Genomic DNA, 24999 nt, shown 5'->3' with positions numbered 1-24999 from the left:
CGCGTCGCGTCACCGATCGGTCAGCCGCCGCTGCGGGGGCCCTCAGGACGCGCGCCGTGTACGACGTACAGCGCGCCGCCCACCGCGAACGCGCTCAGCGCCGCCGCCCAGGCGGCCGGCTGTGCCCACGGTTGCACGGGCCACGCCCACAGCGCCGTCCAGCGACCGTGCGGCCCCGCCGAAGCCAGGTACACGGCACTGACGTAACCGAAGGCCGGCAGCCAGCTCGGCCGGGCGCCCAGCAGGACGGCCGCCGCCGCCGTGACACCCGTGCAGCCCAGGGTGTTGCGGATCACGGCCGGTGGTCCGAAGATCTCCGGATGCCCCAGCACGGCCAGCGGCAGCAGTGCCGCCGCCAGGGCGGTGAGCCCGGCCAGCTGCGCCAGCCGGCGCGGCCACCACGGGCGTACCGCGGTACGGTCCAGTTCCTCGGACGGGGAGGACAGGCCCACCCCGATCACCGCGGCCGCCAGCAACGGGGCCAGCGCGACGACCGGCACGCGCCGCCAGGGGTCCAGGTAGCTGTCCAGGCGGGCCGCCGCCCAGACGGCGAGGACGGTCGTACCGGCGAGCGCGACGAGAGTGCCGGGGACCGCGCGGGAGCGGGCGTACAGAAACAGGCGGCTCGTGGTCACAGGGCCGGCACCCCGCTCGGGTCGCAGGCCGCCCAGGCGGCGAAGTACGCCGACAGCCAGGTCCGGCGCCGCTGCTCGCCCATCGCCGCCAGCCGGGCCCGGGCGGCGCGGCGGTCGGCCGTCTCGGCGCGGCGTCGCGCGTCCCCCTGGGCATCCGCACCGTCGAACCCGTGCCGCGCGGGACGGGGTGCGAGGTAGTCCTGCACCGCGTCGTCGGCCACGCCCACCCGGTCGTCCGGACAGTCACCGCGCACCATCAGCGCCCCCGCCGCCTCCCGCGCGAACTCCTCCGGGTCGGTCAGCCGCCCCCGCACGAACGACCAGCCGAGCGGCGTCAGCGACGGCAGCTCCGCCTCGTCGTCGCGCGGCCCGCCGGCCCGGTCCTCCCAGCGCGACGGCAGATTCCGTACGCCCTTCAGCCTGCCCGTGACACCCGACAGCGCCTCGGTGATCTGCGGGAGCGCACCCGCGTACCGGGCGTTGACACACACGGCCGGGGTGACGGACGTCTCGCACACCTGCCGCCGGGCCAGCGGGTCGGTGTGCCACAGCCCGTCCCCGGTCTGCGCGAGCAGCGCGCCCGCGGCGGTCGCGGCGGCCAGGGGCAGCAGGGCCGTCCACCGGCGCCGGGCCGCGTACGCCAGGACGGCCGCTCCCGCCAGGCCCCCGACCCACACCGCCATCGCCATCGGCTGCCACCACACCGGCACCGAGGTCTCCGTGACCGGGAACGCCGGGTCGAGATGGCTCCCGGCCCCCTCGTGCGCGGCCGCCGTCACCCCCAGCCCCGCGTACCCGGCCATCGCCAGCAGCGGAGCCGCGAGCCGGGACGGCACCAGCCGCCCCACCGCATGGCCGGCGAGCACCGCGGCCCCCGACACGAACGCGTCCGTCGGCACCAGCGCCGGACGCGGTCCGTCCCCCGGGGCGTACGGCCAGGTCGCGAGCAGCGCCAGTCCCGCCGCGCCCGCGTACCCGGCGGCCACCCACAGGGCCGTCGGCAGCGCGGACACCAGGAACCGGGCCAACGGCGGCCGTACGACCGTCCCCCACAGCTCCTCCGTTCCGCGCCGCCGCTCCCGTCCGCCCTGCCAGCAGCCCGCCGCCGCGGCCGCCGGAACCGTGATCAGCACGGCGTTGTGCAGCCGCGCGGCCGTCTCCGCCCAGCCGCCCTGCCACCTGTCGGCCGACGCGGCGAGCAGCACCCCGAGCGTCAGCAGCACGGTGAGCCCGGCCCAGGGGGCGAATCCCCGGCGGGCCTCGGTGACCAGCGGGGTCCGTGTCACGACGCTCATCGCGGCGCCTCCGTCGCGCGGTGGGCGCGCAGGGCCGCCGTGTAGCCGCGTTCGATGGGGTGGTCGCCGGGGCCGTCGGAGGTCTCGCCGAGGGCGGCGAGCGCGTCGGGTGTACCCCGGTAGGCGACCCGGCCCGCGTCGAGGAGGGTGACCTCCGTGCAGGCCGCCGCCACGTCCTCCACCAGATGGGTGGAGACCATCACGGTCGCCGAGGCGCCCAACTCGCGCAGCAACTCCCGGAACTGCACGCGCTGTTCGGGATCCAGCCCGGCGGTCGGTTCGTCGAGCAGCAGGAGGTCCGGTTCGTTGACGATCGCCTGCGCGACACCGAGCCGGCGGACCATGCCGCCGGACAGCGTCCGGACCTTCGCGTCGGCGCGGTCGGCGAGCCCCACCCGGGCCACCGCCCGCTCGACGGCGGCGGGGGCCTCGGCCGCGGGCAGCTCCTTGAGCCAGGCCACATACGCCACGAACTCCCGCACGGTGAACCCCGGGTAGTAGCCGAACTCCTGCGGCAGGTACCCCAGGTGAGCGCGGATCTCGCCGAGGGCGCGCCGCCCGGCGGTGTCCCGGCCGAGCAGCTCCACCCGGCCGGCGGACGGCCGGGCGACGGTCGCCAGCACCCTGATCAGCGAGGTCTTCCCGGCGCCGTTGGGGCCCAGCAGTCCGTGCACCCCGGTGCCGAGCGCGAGATCGACCGAGTCGAGGGCGACGGTCCTGCGGTGCCGGACGCGCAGACCGGTCACTCGTATGCTCAACGGTTCTCCAGATGGTCGTAGGCGCTGCGGCGGGCGGCCAGCAGCGCGGCGCAGACGGCGGCGGCCGCGGCCCAGCCGGGCTGGGCGCCGTCGAAACAGGTGGTCAGCTGTCCGGCCAGCCGTGTGGTGAGCGGCCCGCCGTGGGCGGCGAGGGCCGGGACGAGGACGGCGGCCAGCCAGCCGCCGGCGACCACGGCGGTCGCGGTGCGGCAGCCGACGCAGGACGCGAGCGTCAGGGAGCCGAGGGTCAGCGCCAGCCCCGGCAGCAGCCAGGCGGCGGCGCCGGGCGCGCCCGAGGCGGGCAGGGCGGCGCCGGTGAGGGTCAGGGCGGGCAGGCTGACGCCGAGGACGGCGGCGGTGCGGGTGAGGGCGAGGCGCAGGCCGCCGGAGGGGGTGGCCGCGGTGATCTCGTGCAGGGGGTCGGCCTGCGGGCCGTAGGAGAGGGCGACGCCGGACACCGGGATGACCGGGGCGATGGTGAGGAGGAGGGTGCGGGTCGACGCGTAGCCCGCGGCGCGATCGAGGAGGAGGGCGCCGAGGGTCACGGAGAGGAGGGCGAGGAGCCAGGTGCCTCGCAGGGCGGGGCCGAAGGACCAGAGGGCGGGTCTGAGGCGGGGGGTTCGCCGCGCGCCGGTGGGGGCCGGTCGCGCCCCCGCGGCGGAGCCGCACAGGCCGGAGCCCCGCGCCTCTGAGGTGCGCGGCGCGGCCGTCAGCACCACGTCACGTACCTCGTCGAGCACGGCTCCCGCCCATGTGTTCCGTACCGCCGCCGACACCCGGGTCGCGCAGGCGGTGCAGGTCTCCAGGTGTTTCTCCAGGGACCAGGCGTCAGCTTCCGGCAGGGAGCCGTCGGCGTAGCGCAGGGCCAGGTCCTCGGAGGCGTGCCAGGCCGTCGTCATGCCGGGCCTCCCGTCGGTGAGGGGTTCAGCCGGGCCAGGGCGGCGCGGAGTTCGGCCCTCGCGCGGACGGCGCGGGACTTGACCGTGCCTTCGGGTATGCCGAGCAGACGGGCGGCCTCGCGGGTGGTCAGGCCGTCCACGACGGTGGCCCGGAGCACCTCGCGGAGTTCGGGGGAGATGCGGTCCAGGGCGGTGCCGACGTCGCCGTACTCCAGGGCGGCCAGGACCCGGTCCTCCGCCGAGGGCGCCACGGCGGGCGGGGCGGGCAGCGTCTGCGCGCGGGCCGCGCGCTCCTGGACCCGGCCGGCGTCCACCAGGCGGCGGGCCGCGATCGTCCAGAGCCAGCCGCCGGCCTCCTGCCCGCGGTGCCCGGCCGCCGACCGCCACACCGTGACGAAGGTGTCCTGGAGCACCTCCCGCACCACCTCGGGGTCGGCACAGCGCCGGCTCAGCCGGGCGTGCAGCCAGCCCGCGTGCCGGTCGTAGAGGACGGCCAGCGCCGAGGCGTCCCCGGCCGCGACCGAGCGCAGCAGTGCCGCGTCCCCGTCCGCGTCGTCGTTCTCGCGGTGGCCCCCCATGGGGCGGAACAGTCTCACACCGTCTCTATCGATCACCCGGACGCGGTCGGTTCGCGGGGCGGGGCCGGCCGCCACGCGTGCCCTCGCGACGACGGGGTAGGGCTCCTCTGACCCGGCATTCGCCGCCGTACCCGACGACATGACGAGGAGGCCGCCGTGGCCGCAACGGTTCATCATCCGATCCCGGCCCAGTTCAAACCCCCGGTGCGGACCGAGGAGGAGCCCCGCCTGTACGTGTTCAGCGCCGAGAGCGCGGCCGCCGAGGCCCCGCTGACCAGTGAGCCGCCGCTGCCCGACGCCGAGCCCCTCACCAGCGAACCGCCGCTGGCCGACGCGGTCCCGCTGACCAGCGAGCCGGGGTTGTAGATGAACGAAGCCCTGGACCCGGGGCTGTGCCGGCTCGCGGAGCTGCACGGCGTCGCCACCTCCTACAGCCCCGCCCCGGACCGTACGGTCGCCGCCTCCGCCGGTGCCGTGACCGCCGCGCTGGGCGCCCTGGGCGTCGACGCGAGCGGCCCGGAGGCCGTCCGCGCCGCCCTCGCCGACCGGGAGCGGGAACTCGCCGGACGGCTGCTGCCGCCGACGGTCGTCCACTGGGCGGGCACCGGCGAGATCGCCCTCGGCCTGCCCGACGGCACCCGCCTTCAGGTGCGGACGGAGGACGGGGAGAGCCGGGACACCGTGCGGGACCTGCCGCCCGGGGTGCATCTGCTGACCGCAGCCGCGCCCGACGGCCGCACCGCCCGCGCCCACCTGATCGTCGCCCCCGACCGGCTGCCCACCCCCGCCACCCGCTCGTACGGCATCCTCGTCCAGCTCTACTCGCTGCTGTCCCGCCGCTCCTGGGGCATGGGCGACCTCGGGGACCTCGCCGAGCTGGCCGACTGGGCCGGACGCACGGCCGGAGCGGGGTTCGTGCAGGTCAACCCCTTGCACGCGGCCGTACCCGGAGCCCCGACCGACCCCTCCCCCTACCGCCCCTCCTCCCGCCGGTTCCCCGACCCGGTGCACCTGCGGCCGGAGGCCGTCCCCGAGTACACCGCCGCCCCTTCCGTCACGGACCGTGCCGGGCGGCTGCGCTCCGCCGTCCTCGACCAGGGCGCCCTCATCGACCGGGACGCGGTGTGGGAGCTGAAGCGCGAGGCGCTGGAGACGGCGGCCGCCGCACCGCTGCCCCCCGATCGGCAGGCCGCCTACGACGCGTTCCGCGCCGCGGAGGGGCAGGCCCTGGAGGACCACGCCACCTGGTACGCGCTCGCCGAGCGGCACGGCTCCGACTGGCACCGGTGGCCCGAGGCCCTGCGCGACCCCCGCTCGCCGCAGACCGCCCGCGCCCGCGCCGAGCTGGCCGACCGCGTCGGCTTCCACGCCCGCCTCGCCTGGCTCACCGTCACCCAGCTCACCGCGGCCCAGCACGCCGCCCGCGAGGCCGGCATGCCGGTCGGGATCGTGCACGACCTCGCCGTCGGCGTGCACCCCGCCGGCGCCGACGCCTGGGCCCAGCAGGACCACTTCGCCGCCGGGATGTCCGTCGGCGCCCCGCCCGACGCCTTCAACGCCCGCGGCCAGGACTGGGGCCTGCCGCCCTGGCGCCCCGACCGCCTCGCCGCCTCCGGCCACGCGCCCTTCCGGGAGCTCCTGCGCGCCCTCTTCCGCTACGCCGGCGCCCTGCGCATCGACCACGTGATGGGCCTGTTCCGGCTCTGGTGGGTGCCGCAGGGCAGCCCGCCCACCGAGGGCACCTACGTCCGCTACGACGCCGAGGCCATGCTGGCCCTGCTGGCCCTGGAGGCGACCCGGGCCGGGGCGGTGGTGATCGGGGAGGACCTGGGCACGGTGGAGCCGGGGGTGCGCGAGACGCTCCAGCGGCACGGGGTGCTCGGCACGTCCGTGCTCTGGTTCGAACGGGACTGGGCGGGCGACGGCCGCCCCCTGCCCCCGGACCGCTGGCGTGCCGACTGCCTCGCCACCGCCACCACCCACGACCTGCCGCCCACTGCCGCCCGCCTCACCGGCGAACACGTCGAACTCCGCGACCGCCTCGGCCTGCTCACCCGACCGCTCGCGGTGGAACGGGCCGAAGCGGCGGCCGACACCGCGGAGTGGCTGGCCCTGCTGACCCGCCTCGGCCTGCTCGCCGCGTCCGACTCCGGCGACGAGGAGGCCGAGATCCGTGCCGTCCACCGCTTCCTGCTGCGCACCCCGGCCCGCATGATCGGCGTCTGGCTCCCGGACACCGTCGGCGACCGCCGCCCCCAGAACCTCCCCGGCACCTGGGACCAGTACCCGAACTGGCGCCTCCCCGTCGCCGACACGAAGGGCCGCCCGGTGACCCTGGAGGAGCTGACGGCCTCGGAGCGGGTACGGGCGCTGTTCCGGACCCTGCACACGGACAGCCCGTCCACGGCGTGACGACCACCGCCCGGCCCGTGACCGCCCGGCCCGTGACCGCCCGCCGCGGCCGGGCGGACCTGGATCGGGCCGACCTGGGACTGGGTGGACCTGGGGCCGGGCGGACCTGGACCGGCAGACCTCGACCGGGCTGGCGCGGGGCGGTCCGTCGCCGCGGACTAGCGGACCTGGGATCGGGCGGACGCGGGCGGGTCCGTCGCCGCGGACGGGCGGACCTGGATCGGGCGGACCTGGATCGGGCGGACCTCGGCCGGGCGGACCTCGGCCGGGCGGGTGCGGGCGGGTCCGTGACTCCGGGAAGGTGGCCGGGAGCCGTGCCGGGGCGCCGGTCCGCGATCCTTGGGTCATGCGTGCCGCCCGTCTGATCCGCATGGCGCTTCTCGTCCAGTCGAGCCCAGGGATGACCGCCGACGCCCTCGCCCGCGAGCTGGACGTCTCCAGGCGCACGGTGATCCGCGACGCCCAGGCCCTCCAGGAGGCGGGCGTCCCCCTCCGCGCCGAGCGCGGCCGGGCGGGCGGCTACCGGCTGGCGCCGGGCCACCGGACCCGGCTCACCACGCTCCACCCCACCGAGGCGGAGACGCTCTACCTCTCCGGTCTGCCCACGGCCCTGCGCGATCTGGGACTGTCCGACGCGGCGGACACGGCCCGGCTGAAGCTGTCGGCCACCCTGCTCCCCTCGCTGCGCGCGGCCGCCGAGTCGTCGGCGCGCCGCTTCCACCTGGACGCCCCGGCCTGGTTCCGCGAACCGTCGGCCCCGGAACTGCTCCCGGAGCTGGCCCGCGCCGTCTGGTCCGACCGCACCGTCGAGCTGGACTACGCGCGGCCGGCCCGCGACGGCGCGCCGCCCCGCACGGTGACCCGCCTGCTGGAGCCGTACGGACTCGTTCTGAAAGCAGGCGTCTGGTACGTCGTGGGCCGGATCCCGGCCGAGCGGACGACGGGCCGGGACGGCGTCTGGCGCACCTACCGCGTCGACCGCGTCACGGCCCTGTCGCCCGCGCCCGCCGGTGACCCCTTCGTCCGTGACCCGTCCTTCGACCTGGCCGCGCACTGGCAGGCCCAGGCCGCCGGGTTCGCCCGGGCGCTGCTGCGCACGACCGTCACCGTTCGGCTGACCGGCCGCGGCCTGCGGCGCCTGCCCTCCGTGATGGACCCGGCGGGGGTGGCGGAGACCCTGGCGTCCGCGACGGCGACCGCGCCGGACGCCGCCGGGCGGGTCACGCTCGACCTGCCGGCGGAGTCGGAGGAGGTCGCCTTCGGCCAGCTGACCGCCCTCGGCGCGGACGTCGAGGTGCTGGCCCCGGCGGGCCTGCGCGCCCGCTTCCGCGAGCACGCGCGGGCCCTGGCCGCGCTGTACGACGCGGCGCCGGAGGATCAGCGGTAGTCGTCCGGCGAGCCGGCCCTCCCGCCGAACCTGACCTCCTCGAAGTACGCCAGGGCGTCCGGCCGGCTGCCGTCCACGTCCCGTACGCCGTAGGCCCTGGCGAGCTCCGCGCTGGAGGTGGACCTGCCGTTCCAGCGGGCGGCCCGGTCCGGGTCGGCCGCGAGCGCGGCGACCCCGCGGGCGAGGTAGTACGGCGACTCGGCGACCGCGAAGTCCGGTTCCCGGGCGACGGCGTCCCGCCAGTTCTCCTCTCGCACGCCGAAATGGGTGAGCATCTGCTCCGAGCGCAGGTAGCCCGGCGTGACGGCGACCGCCGTGCCGCCGTACTCCGCCAGCTCCTCGCCCAGCCCGAACGCGATGCGGATCGGGGCGGTCTTCGCGAGGTCGTAGTAGAGGTTCTCGCGGTAGCGGCGGTTGAAGGCCGCCGTGCCGTCGGTGACCTCCACGTGCAGCGGCGCGTCCGAGCGGACCAGGAGCGGGAGGGCGAGTGCCGCGGTGATGACGTGCGAGCGCACCCCGAGGTCCAGGATGCGCAGGCCGTCGGCGAGCGGGGTCTCCCAGCTCTTCTTGCCGAAGACGGAGCCGACGAGCAGGTGCTCGCCGCCCCAGAGGTCGTTGACGAGGATGTCGAGCCGCCCCTGTTCCCGGCCGATCCGCTCGACGAGGACCCGGACCCGGTCCGGGTCCAGATGGTCGGTGGGGACGGCGACACCGGTGCCGCCGGCCGCTGTGACCAGCTCCGCGGTCTCCTCGATGGTCTCCGTGGTCCGGCCGACCTCGCTGGCGTGGTCGCGGGTGGTGCGGCCGGTGACGTAGACGGTGGCGCCGGCCCGGCCGAGTTCGACGGCGAGGGCACGTCCGGCGCCGCGGGTGGCCCCGGCGACGAGCGCGATCCGGCCGGCGAGCCGCGTGCCGGTGCCCGGGGAGCCGATGCCATGGGTGCTGGGGTCTTGGTCGCTGGGGTCGCCTTGGTTGCTGGGGTCGCCTTGGTTGCTGAGGTCCTGGTTGCAGGTGTCCTGGTCCATGGCACCACGGTGCCCGCCAAAGGTGACAATTCCCGTCACCTTTTTACGGGGATCCTCCCGGGTGGGGGGTGATGGCGGCTTACGGGTACCCCCGGACGCGCGCCCCCCAGGTCGGCCCGCTAACTTTGGCTTCGTGGACAAGAAGAACGCCCTGCGCGCCGGCGCCCTGGCTGCCGGTACGACGCTGATGATGCTGCTCATGTCGTCGCCCGCCCTCGCGCTCGCGCGTGACGACGGTGACGACCCCGGCAAGGGCCTGAGCGTCATTCAGACGCTGGGCCTCTACGTCCTGATCCCGCTCGTGCTGTTCGCGGTCATCGCCGGTCTCGTGATGGTGCTGGACAGGTCCAAGGTCCGGGTCACCAAGCCGAAGGCCAAGGCGTAGGACCGGGGCCTTCCGATCCACCGAGGGCGCCGGCCGGCCTCCGTACGTGCCGCACGTACGGGAGCCGACCGGCGCCCTCGGCGTGTCTCTCAGGGGATCGGCGCGGTCAGATACCGCTGCACGGTCGGCCCGAGCCACGCCACGATCTCGGCGCGCGCCAGCGCCACCACCGGCGGCAGCCGCAGCACGTAACGGGTCAGGGCGAACCCCATCAGCTGCGCCGCGCACAGCCCGGCCCGCGTCGCCACCTGCTCGGGGTCCGGGCACACCTGCTGCGCCACCGGCACCACCTGCTCCCGGAAGATGCCCTGAAGGCGCTCGGCTCCCGCCGTGTTGGTGACGGCGACCCGCAGCATCGCGGTGAGCTCTTCGTTCGCCTCCCAGATGTCGAGGAAGTGGCCCGTCAGCGCCTGCCCGACCTCGGTGCGCGGTACCTGGGACACGTCGGGCATCCGCAGGTCGAGCGTGACGGCGGCCGCGAAGAGGCCGTCCTTGCTGCCGAAGTAGCGCATGACCATCGAGGGGTCGATACGGGCGTCCTTGGCGATGGCGCGGATGGTGGCGCGCTCGAAGCCGTCGGCGGCGAAGCGTTCGCGGGCGGCGGCCAGGATGGCGGAGCGGCTGGCGTCCGAGCGGCGAGCCGCCGGGCCGTTCGCGGACTCTGTGCTTCTACTGGGGGTGCCGGTCATGCCAACGAGCGTAGGCCAACAAGTGTGGGCCAACAAGTGTTGACTGCGAAATGGGCCCGACCTAGGGTGAGGTCAACAGGCGTTGGCCAACGAGTGTTGGTCAACAGGTGTGGGTCAACGGATGTTGGTCAACGCCTGTAGGTCAACAAGTGTTGGCAGGCATGGCACAGGCATCCAGGAGGCCACCATGAACAGCACGACCGGCACCCCCGGCTCCCCTTCCGGCTCCGCCCCCGACACCGCCCGTGTGATCGTCGTGGGCTCCGGCCCCACCGGCCTGCTCCTCGCCGGTGACCTGGCCGCCGCCGGCATCCCGGTCACCCTCCTCGAAAAGCGCCCCCACAAGATCAGCAACCTCTCCCGGGCCTTCGTCCTGCACGCCCGCGCGCTGGAGCAGCTCGACGCCCGGGGCCTGGCCGACCAGCTCGAAGCCGTCGGCCGGCCCCTCGGCCGGCTCAACCTCTTCGACGGGCTCACCCTCGACCTCGGCACCCTGCCCTCCCGCTTCCGGCACGTCCTCGTCCTGCCGCAGTACGAGGTAGAGAAGGTGCTGGAGCGCCGGGCGGCCGAGGCGGGCGTCGACTTCCGCAACGAGTGCGAGGTGACCGGCCTGACCCAGGACGCGGCCGGGGTCACCGTGCACGTCGAGGGCGCCGAGAGCCTGCGCGCCGCGTACGTGGTCGGCACCGACGGCATGCGCAGTGTGGTGCGGGAGGCGGTCGGTCTGCCGTTCCCGGGCAGGTCGGCGATCCGGTCGGTCGTCCTCGCCGACGTACTGCTCGCCGAGAAGCCCGAGGCGCTGCTGACGGCCGCCGCGGTCGGCGACGCGTTCGCGTTCCTGGCGCCCTTCGGCGACGGCTACCACCGGGTCATCTGCTGGCACCGCGGCCGCGACGTCCCCGACCACGAGCCGGTCGGCCTCGACGAGGTCAGGGAGATCACCCGGCTGGCCCTGGGCAAGGACTACGGGATGCACGACGCCCGCTGGATGTCCCGCTTCCACAGCGACGAGCGGCAGGTGCCCAGCTACCGGGTCGGCCGGGTCTTCCTGGCCGGTGACGCGGCGCATGTGCACACCCCGGCCGGCGGCCAGGGCATGAACACCGGCCTGCAGGACGCGGCCAACCTGAGCTGGAAGCTCGCCGCCGTGCTGCACGGCCACGCCGACCCCGCCCTGCTCGACACCTACCACAGCGAACGGCACCCGGTCGGCAGGTCGGTCCTGCGCAGCAGCGGCGCCATCGTCCGCCTCGCGATGGCCAAGGGCCCCGTGCTGGCCGCGCGCAACGTACTGATCCGCGCGCTCGGCCACGCCGGCCCGGTCCGCCGCAGGATCATGGCCCAGGTCACCGGCGTCGGCTACCGCTACCCCGCCCCGCGGGGCGCCCACCGCCTCACCGGCACCCGGGTCCCCGACCTCGCGCTGGCCCGCGTCTCGGACGGCGCCCCGGACGGCGCGACGGCGGCCGACGGCGGCCGCCTGTACGAGGCCCTGCGCGGCGGCCGGTTCGTCCTGGTCACCCCCGCCCCGGGCCCGTACGGCACGGGCACGGGCACGGCCGCGCGGTACGGCGACCGGCTGGCCGTGGCGCACTGGCGAAGCGACCGCCGTACGACCGTCCTGGTGCGCCCCGACGGCTACGTGGCCTGGGCGGCCGAGGACGCCCAGGCGCCCGGCATCGAGCAGGCGCTGGCCACCCACCTCGGGTGACCGGTTCAGGCGAGGGTGAAGTCCGCGGCCCTGGTGTCGAGGGTGGTGCGGCCGTCCCCCGCCGTGGCGAGGACGGCGATGTGCCAGGCGCCGTGCGCGGACGACGCGGCGTCGGCGGCGGACACCGGAGTCCGGTACACGCACCGGACGGTGTGGCCGCCGACCGGGGTGCAGGTCGCCGACTCGACCGCGGCCATGTCCTTGGCGGTCAGCGGCTTCTTCGCGAACGACGACTTCTCCGGCCAGGCCAGCACCCGCAGGTTCTTCACCCCGGAGGGCGCGCTGACCTCGGTGGTGAAGGAGAGCGAGCCGTCCCGGCCGCCGTCGGGAGCGGTGTGGTGGACGGTGCTGTGCGCGAGGGTGGGGGCGGGGTCCTGGCCGTCGGCGTAGGCGAGGGCGAAGGCCCCGGCGCCCGCGAGCACGACGGCGGTGGCGACCACGGACAGGGCGATACGACGGGACATGGCGAGTTCTCCGTGACTGGCTCGGACCGGCCCGGTCTGTCCGAGCCGTATGGACCGGCGCTCGCTGCCGCGCCGTTGCCTCGATCCTCGCAACGCGCGGCCGACCCGGACGTGAGCACGGATACTCAACTCGTCCTGGGTGATGGGTACTTCGCGACTGAGGCGGGGCGCCCGGTGTCCGTCACACCGGGCGCCCCGCCGCCGTACCGTCTGCTTCCCGTCTGCTTCCGCCGCCTACTGGGCGGCCGCGTCCGCCGCCTGGGCCCTCAGGGCGCGCTCGACACCCGCGCGGGACTCCGAGACGAGCCGGGCCAGGGCCGCGTTCGGCTGGGCCGAGGCCAGCCAGGCGTCCGTCTTGGCGAGGGTCTCCTGGGAGACCTGGAGGGACGGGTAGAGGCCGACCGCGATCTGCTGGGCGATCTCGTGCGAGCGGGAGTCCCACACCGACTTCAGGATCTCGAAGTACCTGTCGGTGTACGGCGCCAGCAGCTCGCGCTGGTCGGTCTGGACGAAGCCGCCGATGACCGCCTCCTGCACCGCGTTGGGCAGCTTGTCGGAGTCGATGACCGACGCCCACGCCTCGGCCTTGGCCTCCTCGGTCGGGCGGGCGGCGCGGGCGGTGGCCGCGTGGCGCTCGCCGGCGGCGGTCCTGTCCCGCTCGTACTCGCCCGCGATCTCCGCCTCGTCGAAGCGGCCGACCGCCGCCAGCCGCTCCACGAACGCCCAGCGCAGCTCGGTGTCGACGGCCAGGCCCTCGATGGTGTGGGTGCCCTCCAGCAGGCTGTCCAGGAGGTCCAGCTGCTCGGGGGTGCGGGCGGTGGCCGCGAAGGCGCGGGCCCAGGCCAGCTGGTGGTCGCTCGCCGGCGCGGCGGACCGCAGGTGGGCCAGCGTGGCGTCGGTCCAGCGGGTGAGCAGGGCCTCCCGGGCGGTCGGGTCGGCGTACAGCTCGATGGCCAGCTTCACCTGGCGGTGCAGGGACTGGACGACACCGATGTCCGACTCCTTGCCGATGCCGGACAGCACGAGGGACAGGTACGCGCGGGTGGGCAGTTCGGCGTCCCGGGTCATGTCCCAGGCCGACGCCCAGCACAGCGCGCGGGGCAGCGAGGACTCGAAGTCGCCGAGGTGCTCGGTGACGAAGCGCAGGGACTCCTCGTCCAGGCGGACCTTGGCGTACGACAGGTCGTCGTCGTTGAGCAGGAACACCGCCGGGCGGCGGCGGCCGGCCAGCTGCGGTACGGCCGTCAGCTCGCCGTCCACGTCCAGCTCGATCCGGTCGGTGCGGACCAGCTTGCCGGTCGCCTCGTCGAGGTCGTACAGGCCGACCGCGATCCGGTGCGGGCGCAGGACCGGCTCGCCCTTGGCGCCGGCCGGCAGCGCGGGGGCCTCCTGGCGGATGGCGAAGGAGGTGACGACCCCGTTGGAGTCCGTCTCCACCTCCGGACGCAGGATGTTGATGCCGGCCGTCTGCAGCCACTTTTGCGACCAGGTGCTCAGGTCGCGCCCGGAGGTCTCCTCCAGGGCGCCCAGCAGGTCGGACAGGCGCGTGTTGCCGAACGCGTGCCGCTTGAAGTACGCCTGCACGCCCTTGAAGAACTCGTCCATGCCGACGTACGCGACGAGCTGCTTGAGGACCGAGGCGCCCTTGGCGTACGTGATGCCGTCGAAGTTGACGAGCACGTCGTCCAGGTCGCGGATCTCGGCCATGATCGGGTGCGTGGAGGGCAGCTGGTCCTGCCGGTACGCCCAGGTCTTCATCTGGTTGGCGAACGTTGTCCACGAGTGCGGCCACCGCGACCCGGGGGCGTACGCCTGGCAGGCGATGGAGGTGTAGGTGGCGAACGACTCGTTCAGCCACAGGTCGTTCCACCACTCCATGGTGACCAGGTCGCCGAACCACATGTGGGCCAGCTCGTGCAGGATGGTCTCGGCGCGCGTCTCGTACGCCGCGTCCGTCACCTTGGACCGGAAGACGTACTGGTCGCGGATGGTCACCGCGCCCGCGTTCTCCATCGCGCCCGCGTTGAACTCCGGCACGAACAGCTGGTCGTACTTGGTGAACGGGTACGCGTAGTCGAACTTCTCCTGGAACCAGTCGAAGCCCTGCCGGGTCACCTCGAAGATCGCGTCCGAGTCGAGGAACTCCGCGAGGGACGGCCGGCAGTAGATGCCGAGCGGGACGCTCTGGCCGTCCTTCTCGTACACGCTGTGCACCGAGTGGTACGGGCCCGCGATCAGCGCGGTGATGTACGACGAGATGCGCGGCGTCGGCTCGAAGACCCAGAGGTCGTCCTTGGGCTCGGGCGTCGGCGAGTTCGAGACGACCGTCCAGCCGCTCGGCGCCTTCACGGTGAACTGGAAGGTCGCCTTCAGGTCCGGCTGCTCGAAGGAGGCGAAGACCCGGCGGGCGTCCGGCACCTCGAACTGGGTGTAGAGGTACGCCTGCTCGTCGACCGGGTCGACGAACCGGTGCAGGCCCTCACCCGTGTTGGTGTACGCGCAGTCGGCGGTCACCCGGAGGATGTTGCGGCCCGCCAGCAGGCCGGGCAGCGCGATCCGGGAGTCCGCGAAGACCTCGGCGGGGTCGAGGGCGTCACCGTTCAGGGTGACCTCGTGGACCGCGGGGGCCACCAGGTCGATGAAGGACGCGGCGCCGGATTCGGCGACGTCGAAGCGCACCGTGGTCACGGACCGGTAGGTACCGCCCTCCTGCGCGCCGGAGAGGTCGAGATCGATCTCGTACGAGTCAACGGTGAGCAGCTTCGCCCGCTGCCGCGCCTCTTCGCGAGTCAGGTTTGTGCCAGGCACGCGTTCATCTCCTCGTTATGTGTGGGTTGCGCCATCCTTCCACGGGACGGGGCCCGGGGCGTCTAGGGAAAACCCCAGAGATCCCTTGGTCAGCGCTGTCAGGCCGCCGTCGTGCCGCCGTCGACCGGCATCGCCGCGCCGGTGACGAAGGAGGCGCGGTCGCCGCACAGCCACAGCGCGGCCTCGGCGACCTCGGCGGGCCCGGCCATGCGCTTCTGGAGCGTCTCGCCCTCGAACCGCTCCCGCAGCTGCGGCAGTTGGTCAAGGGCCCGGTCCATCATCTCGGTGCGGGTGCTGCCGACCACCAGCGCGTTGACCCGGATGCCGCGCTCGGCGTACTCGGCAGCGGCCGCCCGGGTGATCCCGAGGACCGCGTGCTTGGCGGCCACGTACGCCGCGGACGCGCCGGTGGCCCGCTGCCCCGCGACGCTGGAGGTGTTGACGATCGAGCCGCCGCCGCTCCCGAGCATCTCGGGGATCTGGAAGCGCAGGCAGTTCCAGACACCGCGCACATTGACGTCCATGGTCCGCTCGTAGACGTCCTGGCCGGTCTCGTGCAGGTCGGTGCCCGCGGTGCCGTACCCGGCGTTGTTGAAGGCGCAGTCGAGGCGGCCGAAGGTGTCGACGGCGGCCCGGACCACCCGCTCGACGTGCCCGGCGGACACGATGTCCCCCGGCACAGCCAGGGCCCGGCCGCCGTCGGCGCCGATCTCCTCGACCAGCGCGGCCAGCCGCTCCGCCCGCCGGGCCGTCAGCACGACGGCCGCCCCCTCCCGGGCGAACAGCCGCGCGGCGGCCGCCCCTATCCCACTGGACGCGCCGGTGATCATGGCGACCTTGCCGTCGAGAACGTGTGAGCTGTCGCAGACCTGCTGGGTGTTCGTCATGGTGTGGTGCCTCCCCCGATCAGGGCTCCCCATGCTCAAGGGGCGCTCTACACGCGGAAGGGGCGGTCCCGGCGCGTGGCGCATCCGGGTGACCGCCCCTTCGAAGGCCGGACCTACTTCGCCGACAGCTCCGCCGCCACCAGCTCCGCGATCTGCACGGCGTTGAGCGCGGCGCCCTTGCGGAGGTTGTCGTTGGAGACGAACAGCGCGAGGCCGTTCTCCACCGTCTCGTCGCGGCGGATCCGGCCGACGTACGACGGGTCCCGGCCGGCCGCCTGGAGCGGGGTGGGGATGTCGGACAGCTCGACGCCCGGGGCGGTCGCGAGCAGCTCCGTCGCCCGCTCGGGGGAGATCGGGCGGGCGAACCGGGCGTTGACCTGGAGGGAGTGCCCGGAGAACACCGGGACGCGGACACAGGTGCCGGAGACCTTGAGGTCCGGAAGCTCCAGGATCTTGCGGGACTCGTTGCGCAGCTTCTGCTCCTCGTCGGTCTCGTTCAGACCGTCGTCGACGAGGTTGCCGGCGAAGGGCAGCACGTTGAAGGCGATGGGCCGCTTGTAGACCTGCGGCTCGGGGAAGTCGACCGCGCCGCCGTCGTGGGTGAGCTTGTCCGCGTCGGCGGCGACCTTCTGCACCTGCCCGTGCAGCTCCGCGACGCCCGCGAGGCCGGAGCCGGACACCGCCTGGTAGGTGGTGGCGACCAGCGCCTCGAGGCCCGCCTCCGCGTCCAGCACCTTCAGGACCGGCATCGCGGCCATGGTCGTGCAGTTCGGGTTGGCGATGATGCCCTTCGGGCGGTCGGCGATCGCGTGCGGGTTCACCTCGGAGACGACCAGCGGGACCGCGGGGTCCCGGCGCCAGGCGGAGGAGTTGTCGATCACGACGGCACCCTGGGCGGCGACCTTCTCCGCGAGCGCCTTCGAGGTGGCCCCGCCCGCCGAGAACAGCACGATGTCCAGGCCGGAGTAGTCGGCGGTCGCCGCGTCCTCCACCGTCACGCCGTCGAGCACGGTCCCGGCCGAGCGGGCCGAGGCGAACAGGCGCAGTTCCGTGGTCGGGAAGTTCCGCTCCTTGAGGATCCTGCGCATGACCGTGCCGACCTGACCGGTGGCTCCGACGATTCCGACCCTCACAGCGACTCCCTCTGTATACGTTGACGTGTGTCTGCGGCCTTTCCATCATGCGGCCGACCCGGGTCAGCCTGTCCAATTCTTTGTGTTCTTTGCGCGCCACGCCCACCTGCTGGACCACCCGCCCCGTGGAACTCCCGCCCCCACCCCCGCTGAGCTGCAGAAATTACCTCCACCTGGCCGTCGTACCGCAAGCTGTGCTGCGCCGCGCGCCGGTGTGACGTACGCCTCGGAAAAGGTTTCCGGGGAGCCGGGCGAACGTTTCCGGGGGCTCGGGCGTCGTAGGAGAAACGCGGTGAGGGGGTGGGTTGTGCTGCGCAGAAAGGCCCGCCGCGCCCAGGGGGACCAGCACGGGGATCCTCTGGACGCGGACCAGGAGCGCCGGGTGCGGGCGGTGCTCGCGCTGGGCGGCGTACCGCAGGCGGACCTGCCGGACGGGGTGCAGCAGGTACGTCTGCGGCTGCTGGAGCGGGCCGCGAGCGGCCAGGAGGCGCCGCGGGACGTGTCGGCGTGGGCGGCGGTCGTCGCCTCCCGGCTCGCCATGGACTGGCACCGCGCCAAGCGCCGCCAGGAACGCCTCGGCGAACGGCTCGCCTCCCTCCGCCAGCCCGACCACGCCTCGGGTGAGGACAACCGGCTGCTCTCCGTCGCCGTCGCCCGCGGCCTGGACGAGTTGCCGGACGCCCAGCGCCAGATCCTCGTCCTGCGCTTCTACGCCGATCTGCCGGTACGCGGGATAGCCGAGGAACTGGGCATTCCCGAGGGCACGGTCAAGAGCCGGCTGCACACGGCGGTACGGGCCCTGCGCGCCCGCCTGCACGAGGACGAGGTGGTGTGACATGCCCGCCGACCACGAGCGGTACGACGACCGGGGCGGACCCGCCGACCACGAGCGGCATGACGACCGGGGCGGACCCGCCGACCACGAGCGGCATGACGACCGGGGCGGACCTGCCGACCAGGAACGGTATGACGACCGGGGCGGACCCGCCGACCAGGACGGGGTGGAGACCGACGCGCTGTTCGCCGTTCTCATGGACGAGCCGCTCTCCGCCGGACAGCGCGCCGACCCCGCCTTCATGGCCGAGCACCGCGCCGCCACCGCCGACCTGGCGCTTCTGCGCGCGCACCTCACCGACATCGGCGACGCCCTCGCGGGGCCCGGCCCCCGGCCGGCGCCCCGGCCCCGCCCGGCCGAGCGCCGCAGGCTCCGGGCGCACCCCGGCGTCCGTGCCCTCGGTCTCGCCGGTGCCCTCGCGGCCGCGTTCACCGGGGCCGTGTTCGGCATCGGCTGGCTGGCGGCGGGCGGCGGTTCGGGAGCGATGTCGAACGGTGCCAGTGCGGACAAGGCCGCCGGCAGCGCGGCGGGCTCCGCGGGCCAGGGCGGCAAGGAGCAGGGCGGCGGGCCCGGCTACCTCGCCTGCGCCCGGCTGGTCGTCGAGGGCACGGTCACCGGAGTGCGGCAGCTCGCGGGCTCCGGCGAGGAACGCGTCACGCTGCGCGTGACCCGCGCCTACAAACCGGCGAGGACCGCCGCGGAGGTGGAGTTCCTCTTCGGATCCGGCACCGACGCCCGGGTCCGCACGGGCGCCCGCCTCCTGGTCGGCATCACGGACGGGCGGCAGGTGCCCGACCGGTACGCGGTCGGGGAGGCGGAGATCGCCCCGGAGCGGACCTGGATCGTCCGCGACCTGCCCGAGTCGCGGACCACCTCGTGCCAGGACGGCTGACGGGGCGGGCGTCCCGCAGGACGCCCGCCCCCAGCAGCGGACTTGCTTACTGCGTGACCTTCTCGATCTTCACGCTGCCGACGCCCGCGGCCGTGCCGCGCGCGTTGACCAGCTGGACCTGCCCGAAGAACTCACGTCCCTCCGGGGCCGCCGCGGCCGCCGTGACCTGGCCGGTCACCGTGGCCGAGGCGCCTGTGCCGAGCTTCACCGGCGTCGAGCCGTCGACCGTGACGGAACCGAGCGCGGTGGAGAAGAACACGTCCCGGTAGTCGTAGTCGGTCGAACCGGACGGGACCGAGTAGCCCACGACCTCGATCGTGTAAGTCCCGGCGGCCGGCGAGGCGATGGAGACCGCCTCCTCCGAGTCGCCGTCGGCGGACTGCGCGACCTGCTTGCCGGACGCGTCGTACACGGTCAGGTCCAGGTCGGCCGAGGCGTCCGACACGTTGCCGATCGCCACGTCCAGGGACGTCGCGCCCTCCGGCACGGTCACCGTCGTCGCCTGCGTCTCGCCCTCCTTGATGGCCGGGCGGGTCGTCTTCGAGGAGCCGAGCGGGCCGCCGACCAGCTTGCCGTCGAGGGCGGCGAACTCGTTGGTCACCTTCCAGGAGGCGGTGACCGGGGTGCCGGCCTTCGCCTCGGGAACGGTCACGGTCTCCGGGTCGAAGGCCGCGCCGAGCACGGTGACGTCCAGCTTGTACGGGTTGTCGAGCAGCGGCGAGGTGCGGCGCGCCTCGACCTCGATCTCCCAGACCCCGGCCTGCGGATCGGCGTACGAACGCACGTCCGGTGCGCAGCCGTTGCCGTTCAGGTAGTTGTTGTAGCAGTACGGGGTGCCGGTGTTGTCGACCGGGACGCCGTAGGGGTGGATGGCGATGAACCGTGTCTGGCTCTTGCCGGCGAGCCCGCTCATCGCGACCTCGAGGGACCTGGCGCCCTCCGGCACGGTCACGAAGTACGACGTGGAGCTGTTGCGCTGCACCGAACCCGACGCCGAGTACGTGTAGCCGACCGGAGTCGACACCACGACGGTGGTCAGGATCTGCTTGTCGACGCCCTCGGTCCGCGGGTCGTCGACGTCGAGGATCGCCGACTTGATGCCCGCGCTCTTCGCCCTCGCCTGCACCTTGACCGTCACCGGCTGGTTCAGCGGCAGCTTCACCTCGTCGGAGCCGAGGATCTTGAAGGTGTGACCGGCGTTGTTCTCGAAGTGCAGCTCGTGCCGGATCGCCTGGTCGGCGCCGGAGGTCCGGGTGATCGTGATGTCGTACGTCTTCTTCTGCCCGGCCTTCAGGCCGCCCTCGCGGTCGTAGAGCCCGGTGCCGTAGCCCGGGGTCTTCAGCGCGGAGTCGATCGCGGTGTCGACCGGCGCCCTGACCGAGTAGTCGTGCGCGGTGGCGTGGTCGCGGATCGACTCCCACGCGTCGACGATGTCGATCCGGCCCGCGCCCTCCTCGTAGGCCTGGACACCCTTGATGTGGTCGGCGGTCGAGGTCAGCGCGGTGCGCAGGTCGGCGGGGGAGAGGGCGATGCCCTTCTCCTTGGCCGCGCTGAGCAGCAGCGCCGAGGCGCCCGCGGCCTGCGGGGAGGCCATCGAGGTGCCCTGGAGCATGGAGTAGCCGGCCGGCAGCGAGTAGCCCGCCTCGGCGACCGGGGCGCCCGGCAGCCAGGTCTGGGTGGTGTTGATCGCGGCGCCGGGAGCGACCAGGGTCGGCGTGAAGCCGCCGTCCTCCCGCGGGCCGCGCGAGGAGAAGGGGAGCAGCTGGTACTTGGTGGTCACCTGGGAGCCGTAGTCGGCGGCCCAGGTCGCCTTGGAGATGGCCGCGCCGACCGAGATGACCTTGTCGGCGAGACCGGGGTCGCCGATGGTGTTGGCGCCCGGACCGGAGTTTCCTGCCGAGATCACGAGCTGCACGCCGTAGGTGTCGATGAGCCGCGTGTACAGCTCGGCGCGGGCGTTGTTGCCGTCGTTCAGCGCCGGGAGGCCGCCGATCGACATGTTGACGATGTCGACGCCCCGGTTCGCGACCAGGTCGATCATGCCCTCGGTGAGGGCGACATTGGTGCAGCCGCCGGTCCAGGTGCAGGCCCGCGACGAGACGATCTTCGCCCCGGGGGCCGCGCCGTTCATCCTGCCGCCGAACAGGCCGTTGGCGGCGGTGATGCCGGCGACGTGGGTGCCGTGCTCGGACTCGATGACCCCGATGTTGACGAAGTCGGCCGTCTTGCCGACCCAGTCCCCGCCGTACGGGTCCATGGGGACGTCCTTGCGGATCTGCACGACGAACGGCTGCCGCTCGACGACGTCGGTCGCCGGGTTGTCGGTGCCGAAGTATCCGATCTGGTAGCCGTCCTTGTACGGCTTCATCGGCGTGTCGTCGGAGAAGTCGTTGTTGTTGTTCAGGTCGACGGTGACCGTGCCGGCCGCCGGGTCGTAGAGCACGCCCCAGCTGTCGGTGGTGTCCCCGTCCCGGTTGGCGTCACCGGCCGCGTCGCCGCCCGCGGTGTACGACTCCTTGAAGGTGCTGATCCGGTACGACCCGGCGGGCGCCGTCCAGTTCCTGCCCCCGTAGCTGAAGCTCGGACCGGAGACCGAGGTGACCATCGGCCGCCAGGTCTGGTCGCTGTCCACGATCGGGTCGGTCGCCGTCACCCAGTCGACGATCTTCCGCTCGCCGGTGGTGGTCCTTTGCAGCGCCGGGTGGCCGAGGTCCACGCCGGAGTCCAGGATGCCGATGGTGATGCCCCGGCCGTCCGCCTTCGGGTGCTCCTTGACGAAGTCGACGGCGCCCGTCTCGAAGGAGGGGTTGTACGGGTTCTCGGCGGGGGTGTTCCGGTCCGGACCCGAGTAACCCGAGGAAGTGGACCTGGCGGCTTCGGAGTTGCCGCTGCTCGCCGTCGGGTCGTCGAGTCTGACCTCCTGACGCAGGTCGATCGCGTGCACCGAGGACAGCTTCGCGGCGGCGGCGATCGCCGAGTCCGCCCGCCCCGTGGGGACGGTGGCCCGGACGTAACCGAGCCTGTCGTACGTACGGCCCACCGAGCCGCCCCTGACCGCGTCCAGCTCCCGGGCGACCTGCTCGGTCTGCCCCGGCGCGGTCGCGATCATCATCGTGACGTTCTTGGCGTTGGTCGCCTTGGCCTCGGCGAGCAGTTCGGCGTCGTCCGAACCGAGCTTGTCGTGGGCCGACTTGACGCCGGGGTCGGCGGTGGCGGCGGACGTGGCGGAGGCCTGGGCCGCGGCGGCGGCCAGGGGCACCGGCCCGGCGGCGGCGAGCGCGGCCACCACACCGACGGCGACGGCCAACCGGCCCAGACGTCTGTGGCCCGGTATCGGGTCGTGCTGGGGGGTGAGGGTCATCTGCATCCCTTGTAGGTAAAGGAACGAGCGTTGAGTGACCGGACACGGTCATGTCCGGCGCGTAGGCGCACAGCTTTTCCCAAGGGCACGGCCTTTTGGGAACGTTGACCGAATCGATATGAACGTATGGGGAAAACCCCCGGTCGTCCCCTCGTCGCCCCCCGGTGTATCCGCGGTCGTCCCGCGGTCTCGTCGCGGAAACCGGTGGCCGCCGCGCGTCGCACGCCCTACCGTGCCGACGTGCGCCAGAAGCTCAGGGTGGCGGCCTACGCCGTGTGCGTCCGTGACGGTCAGATCCTGCTCGCCCGGTCACCGGCCGACGACGGCACCCCCGAGTGGGTCCTGCCCGGCGGCGGCATGGAGCACGGCGAGGACCCGTACGACACGGTCCGCCGCGAACTCATGGAGGAGACCGGCTACCGCATCGAGGTGACCGGCCTGCTGGGCATCGACTCCCACCGCCTCAGCCATCCGCGCGCGGGACTGCGGCGACCCGCCACCGACCACCACGGCGTGCGGATCATCTACAGCGGCGAGATCGTCGGCGGCGAGCTCAGGAACGAGGTCGACGGCTCCACCGACATGGCCGCCTGGCAGGACCTGGACGCCGTACCGTCCCTGAGGCACATCCGGCTGATCGACGTCGCCCTGCGGCTGTGGCGGGAGCGGCCGGCGGCGGGACGGTTCGCACAGGAGCAGCAGTGAGCGCCGAAGGCCCCCCACTACCCCGGCAGATGAACGCGCAGTAACCGGCTTCCGGACGCCCGCGATCCGCTCCATGACCGGTCCCCACCTGACCTGATCCACGTACGGTGATCGGCGCTGCGCGTTGCCGCCGCGTTCACGCACAGGTCACCCCCGGTGCCAACGATCCGAAGTGAGCGGGAAGTTCGCGGAAGCGATCGCCCGCGACCACTGCCGACGCGTTCGTACTCGGGGAGATCGCGCCATGTCGCGCATACGCTCAGTCGCCACCTCCGCGGCCCACAAGGGCCGTGAGGCACTGGAGATCAACCGCCGTACCGTGCTCGCCGCCACCGGAGCCGTCTCGCTCTCCGCAGGCGTCGGTTACGCCCTGCGCCCCACCGACAGCGAGGCCGCCCCCGCCGTGGCCGCGGCGCAGCAGCCGGTCGCCGAGGGCCGCCGGGCCGCCGCGGCCCCCCTCGCCCCCTACACCAAGGGCACCACCCTCGCCTCCGTCGCGGCGCCCCGGAACAGCTCCGGCTACCGGCGGCTCGGCGACGGCGCCGGCTGGGCGCGCGTGCTGCGCTCCGACCTGGCCGCCGCCAAGTCCGGCCGGGCCGGCCGCCGTACCGCGCTCGCCGCGTTCGTGCAGTTCACCGACCTGCATCTGATGGACGTTCAGCACCCGCTGCGCCTTGAGTTCCTGCGCGCCCACGACCCGCACGCCTGGCGCCCGCACGAGTCGCTCACCGTGCCCGGCGCCATCTCGCTCGTGGAGCGGGTCAACGCGCTGCGCGGCGCCCCGGTCACCGGCTCACCGCTGCACTTCGTGATGACGACCGGCGACAACACCGACAACAACGCCCACTCCGAACTGGAGTGGTTCATGAAGGTGATGAGCGGCGGCCGGATCACCCCCAACACCGGTGACCCCAAGCACTACGAGGGCGTCCAGAACAGCGGCCTCAAGCTGTACTGGCAGGCGTCCGCCACCGTCCGCGACCACGACAAGGCGCTCGGCTTCCCGCACCTCGCCGGCTTCCTGGCCGCCGCGATCCGCGAGGTGCGAAGCCCCGGCCTCAACCTCCCCTGGTACTCCACGGTCGGCAACCACGACGCCCTGCCGCTCGGCTGCTTCGGCTCGCACGCCGACCCCTACCTCGCCGCGGCCGCGATCGGCGGCAAGAAGCTGATGACGGTCACCGACGCCGAGGCCAAGAAGCTCCAGGACTCCATCCGGGGCGCCCAGGACCCCAAGGGCAGCGGCTACCGCGACTTCCTCAAGGCCCACGCCCGGTCGATGCGCTCGGTCACCGCGGACGACAAGCGCGCCCCCTACACGGCCGCGGACTACCTCAAGGCCCACCTGGACCCGGCCTACCAGGGCCTCGGCCCGGTCGGCCACGGCTACTCGACCGCCAACGTGGCCGCGGGCACCCAGTACTACGCCTTCCGCATCTCCGACGACGTCATCGGCATCAGCCTCGACACGACGGACGCGGGCGGCCACTACGACGGATCGATCGGAACGGCCCAGCTGGCCTGGCTGGAGAAGACCCTGAAGGAGAACAAGGACTCCTACGCGGTCGTCTTCAGCCACCACACCAGCCAGACGATGACCAACACCCGCCCCGACCCGGCCCACCCGAGCGACGGCCGCCACACGGGCGCCGAGCTGGTCACCCTGCTCAACCGCCACGCGGGCGTGCTGGCCTGGGTCAACGGCCACATCCACCGCAACCTCATCACCCCGCACAAGGCCTCCAACGGCAACTCCTTCTGGGAGATCACCACCGCCTCGCACGTCGACCACCCGCAGCTCGCCCGGGTCGTCGAGCTGGCGGACAACAAGGACGGCACGATCTCCCTGTTCACCACCCTGATCGAGTCGGCCGCCCCGCACCGCACCGACTTCTCCGACCTGTCCCAGACCGGCCTCGCCGCCCTCTACCGCGAACTGGCCTTCAACGCGCCCGGCGCCAGCAAGGTCCTCGGCGGCAGCACGACGGACCGGAACACGGAGCTGGTCCTGAAGAAGGGCTGACACCCGTTCGGCCGGCCGCGGGGAAAACGAACTCCGGCACGACGTCGAAAGAACTTCGGCGGCGATGTCGAGAACCCGTGACCGGCTCCGTCCCCGGGGTGAAGGCGACCACAATGG

General features: G+C 73.6%; 21 protein-coding genes. 9 read left to right on the top strand and 12 right to left on the bottom strand.

Annotation, left to right across the window (positions count from 1 at the left end):
- Positions 1-20 precede the first annotated feature (20 nt).
- Genes AB0P24_RS02625 through AB0P24_RS02605 form a run of 5 tightly spaced genes read right to left on the bottom strand, consistent with a single transcriptional unit; the run spans position 21 to position 4165 of the window.
- Positions 21-635 (bottom strand): hypothetical protein, encoded by a 615-nt coding sequence (locus AB0P24_RS02625; RefSeq protein ID WP_365790296.1) that lies wholly within the window; start codon positions 633-635, stop codon positions 21-23.
- A complete protein-coding gene (locus tag AB0P24_RS02620; RefSeq protein WP_365790294.1) occupies positions 632-1930 on the bottom strand; it encodes a hypothetical protein in 1299 nt (432 codons plus the stop codon). The genes AB0P24_RS02625 and AB0P24_RS02620 overlap by 4 nt, the downstream gene beginning before the upstream one ends.
- Positions 1927-2676, bottom strand: a complete 750-nt coding sequence (locus tag AB0P24_RS02615) for an ABC transporter ATP-binding protein (RefSeq protein WP_365790663.1) — start codon at positions 2674-2676, stop codon at positions 1927-1929. Before AB0P24_RS02615 ends, AB0P24_RS02620 begins: the two co-directional genes overlap by 4 nt.
- 8 nt (positions 2677-2684) lie before the next feature.
- The gene (locus AB0P24_RS02610; RefSeq protein WP_365790292.1) at positions 2685-3587 is read right to left on the bottom strand and encodes a zf-HC2 domain-containing protein; all 903 of its coding nucleotides are present in this window, start codon (positions 3585-3587) and stop codon (positions 2685-2687) included.
- Positions 3584-4165 carry an RNA polymerase sigma factor gene (locus AB0P24_RS02605; RefSeq protein WP_365790662.1) on the bottom strand — a complete coding sequence of 194 codons (582 nt, stop codon included), beginning with the start codon at positions 4163-4165 and terminating at the stop codon, positions 3584-3586. Before AB0P24_RS02605 ends, AB0P24_RS02610 begins: the two co-directional genes overlap by 4 nt.
- A gap of 180 nt (positions 4166-4345) precedes the next feature.
- Here AB0P24_RS02605 and AB0P24_RS02600 point away from each other — a divergent pair, with 180 nt between their 5' ends.
- The 3 genes from AB0P24_RS02600 (at position 4346) to AB0P24_RS02590 (ending at position 7964) form a co-directional block, all read left to right on the top strand.
- Positions 4346-4531 carry a hypothetical protein gene (locus tag AB0P24_RS02600; protein WP_365790661.1) on the top strand — a complete coding sequence of 62 codons (186 nt, stop codon included), beginning with the start codon at positions 4346-4348 and terminating at the stop codon, positions 4529-4531.
- On the top strand, positions 4532-6577 hold the full coding sequence (malQ, locus tag AB0P24_RS02595) for a 4-alpha-glucanotransferase (protein WP_365790290.1): 2046 nt from the start codon (positions 4532-4534) through the stop codon (positions 6575-6577).
- A 346-nt stretch (positions 6578-6923) separates the two neighbouring features.
- Positions 6924-7964, top strand: a complete 1041-nt coding sequence (locus AB0P24_RS02590) for a WYL domain-containing protein (protein ID WP_365790288.1) — start codon at positions 6924-6926, stop codon at positions 7962-7964.
- Here the strand turns inward: AB0P24_RS02590 and AB0P24_RS02585 are convergent.
- Entirely contained in the window at positions 7955-8989 is a 1035-nt protein-coding gene (locus tag AB0P24_RS02585) for an SDR family oxidoreductase (RefSeq protein WP_365790286.1), read from the bottom strand. The two genes, AB0P24_RS02590 and AB0P24_RS02585, sit on opposite strands and share 10 nt — an antisense overlap.
- A gap of 133 nt (positions 8990-9122) precedes the next feature.
- Here AB0P24_RS02585 and AB0P24_RS02580 point away from each other — a divergent pair, with 133 nt between their 5' ends.
- Complete coding sequence (locus AB0P24_RS02580; protein WP_181808968.1) at positions 9123-9374, top strand: hypothetical protein; 252 nt, start codon at positions 9123-9125, stop codon at positions 9372-9374.
- Positions 9375-9463: 89 nt separating this feature from the next.
- Here the strand turns inward: AB0P24_RS02580 and AB0P24_RS02575 are convergent, their stop codons facing one another.
- A complete protein-coding gene (locus tag AB0P24_RS02575) occupies positions 9464-10063 on the bottom strand; it encodes a TetR family transcriptional regulator (RefSeq protein WP_365790284.1) in 600 nt (199 codons plus the stop codon).
- Positions 10064-10250: 187 nt separating this feature from the next.
- On the opposite strand from AB0P24_RS02575, the gene AB0P24_RS02570 reads away from it, so the two are divergent.
- On the top strand, positions 10251-11774 hold the full coding sequence (locus AB0P24_RS02570) for an FAD-dependent monooxygenase (protein ID WP_365790282.1): 1524 nt from the start codon (positions 10251-10253) through the stop codon (positions 11772-11774).
- 5 nt (positions 11775-11779) lie between these two features.
- Here the strand turns inward: AB0P24_RS02570 and AB0P24_RS02565 are convergent, their stop codons facing one another.
- The 4 genes from AB0P24_RS02565 to AB0P24_RS02550 form a co-directional block, all read right to left on the bottom strand.
- Positions 11780-12238 carry a DUF5707 domain-containing protein gene (locus AB0P24_RS02565; RefSeq protein WP_365790280.1) on the bottom strand — a complete coding sequence of 153 codons (459 nt, stop codon included), beginning with the start codon at positions 12236-12238 and terminating at the stop codon, positions 11780-11782.
- 234 nt (positions 12239-12472) lie between these two features.
- Positions 12473-15046 (bottom strand): aminopeptidase N, encoded by a 2574-nt coding sequence (gene pepN, locus AB0P24_RS02560; RefSeq protein ID WP_365790278.1) that lies wholly within the window; start codon positions 15044-15046, stop codon positions 12473-12475.
- A 98-nt stretch (positions 15047-15144) separates the two neighbouring features.
- On the bottom strand, positions 15145-15933 hold the full coding sequence (locus AB0P24_RS02555) for a glucose 1-dehydrogenase (RefSeq protein ID WP_365790276.1): 789 nt from the start codon (positions 15931-15933) through the stop codon (positions 15145-15147).
- Between the two features lie 113 nt (positions 15934-16046).
- The gene (locus AB0P24_RS02550) at positions 16047-17066 is read right to left on the bottom strand and encodes an aspartate-semialdehyde dehydrogenase (RefSeq protein ID WP_365790274.1); all 1020 of its coding nucleotides are present in this window, start codon (positions 17064-17066) and stop codon (positions 16047-16049) included.
- 307 nt (positions 17067-17373) lie between these two features.
- Here AB0P24_RS02550 and AB0P24_RS02545 point away from each other — a divergent pair, with 307 nt between their 5' ends.
- Together AB0P24_RS02545 and AB0P24_RS02540 are read left to right on the top strand one after the other, a co-directional pair.
- Positions 17374-17901 carry a sigma-70 family RNA polymerase sigma factor gene (locus AB0P24_RS02545; protein ID WP_365790660.1) on the top strand — a complete coding sequence of 176 codons (528 nt, stop codon included), beginning with the start codon at positions 17374-17376 and terminating at the stop codon, positions 17899-17901.
- 1 nt (position 17902) lies between these two features.
- Positions 17903-18793, top strand: a complete 891-nt coding sequence (locus AB0P24_RS02540) for a hypothetical protein (protein WP_365790272.1) — start codon at positions 17903-17905, stop codon at positions 18791-18793.
- A 46-nt stretch (positions 18794-18839) separates the two neighbouring features.
- Here AB0P24_RS02540 and AB0P24_RS02535 read toward each other — a convergent pair whose 3' ends face one another.
- A complete protein-coding gene (locus tag AB0P24_RS02535) occupies positions 18840-22154 on the bottom strand; it encodes a S8 family serine peptidase (RefSeq protein ID WP_365790270.1) in 3315 nt (1104 codons plus the stop codon).
- A 240-nt stretch (positions 22155-22394) separates the two neighbouring features.
- Between AB0P24_RS02535 and AB0P24_RS02530 the strand changes: the two genes are divergently transcribed.
- Complete coding sequence (locus AB0P24_RS02530; RefSeq protein ID WP_365790268.1) at positions 22395-22859, top strand: NUDIX hydrolase; 465 nt, start codon at positions 22395-22397, stop codon at positions 22857-22859.
- A 244-nt stretch (positions 22860-23103) separates the two neighbouring features.
- Positions 23104-24882: a TIGR03767 family metallophosphoesterase gene (locus AB0P24_RS02525; RefSeq protein ID WP_365790266.1), complete on the top strand. Its 1779-nt coding sequence runs from the start codon at positions 23104-23106 to the stop codon at positions 24880-24882.
- Positions 24883-24999: the final 117 nt, after the last annotated feature.

Origin of the sequence: Streptomyces sp. NPDC086519, from assembly GCF_040686075.1 — a bacterium.
Taxonomy (GTDB): Bacteria; Actinomycetota; Actinomycetes; order Streptomycetales; family Streptomycetaceae; genus Streptomyces; species Streptomyces shenzhenensis.
The sequence above is the reverse complement of the archived record's forward strand: the minus strand, read 5'-3'. Positions and strand labels throughout refer to the sequence as shown.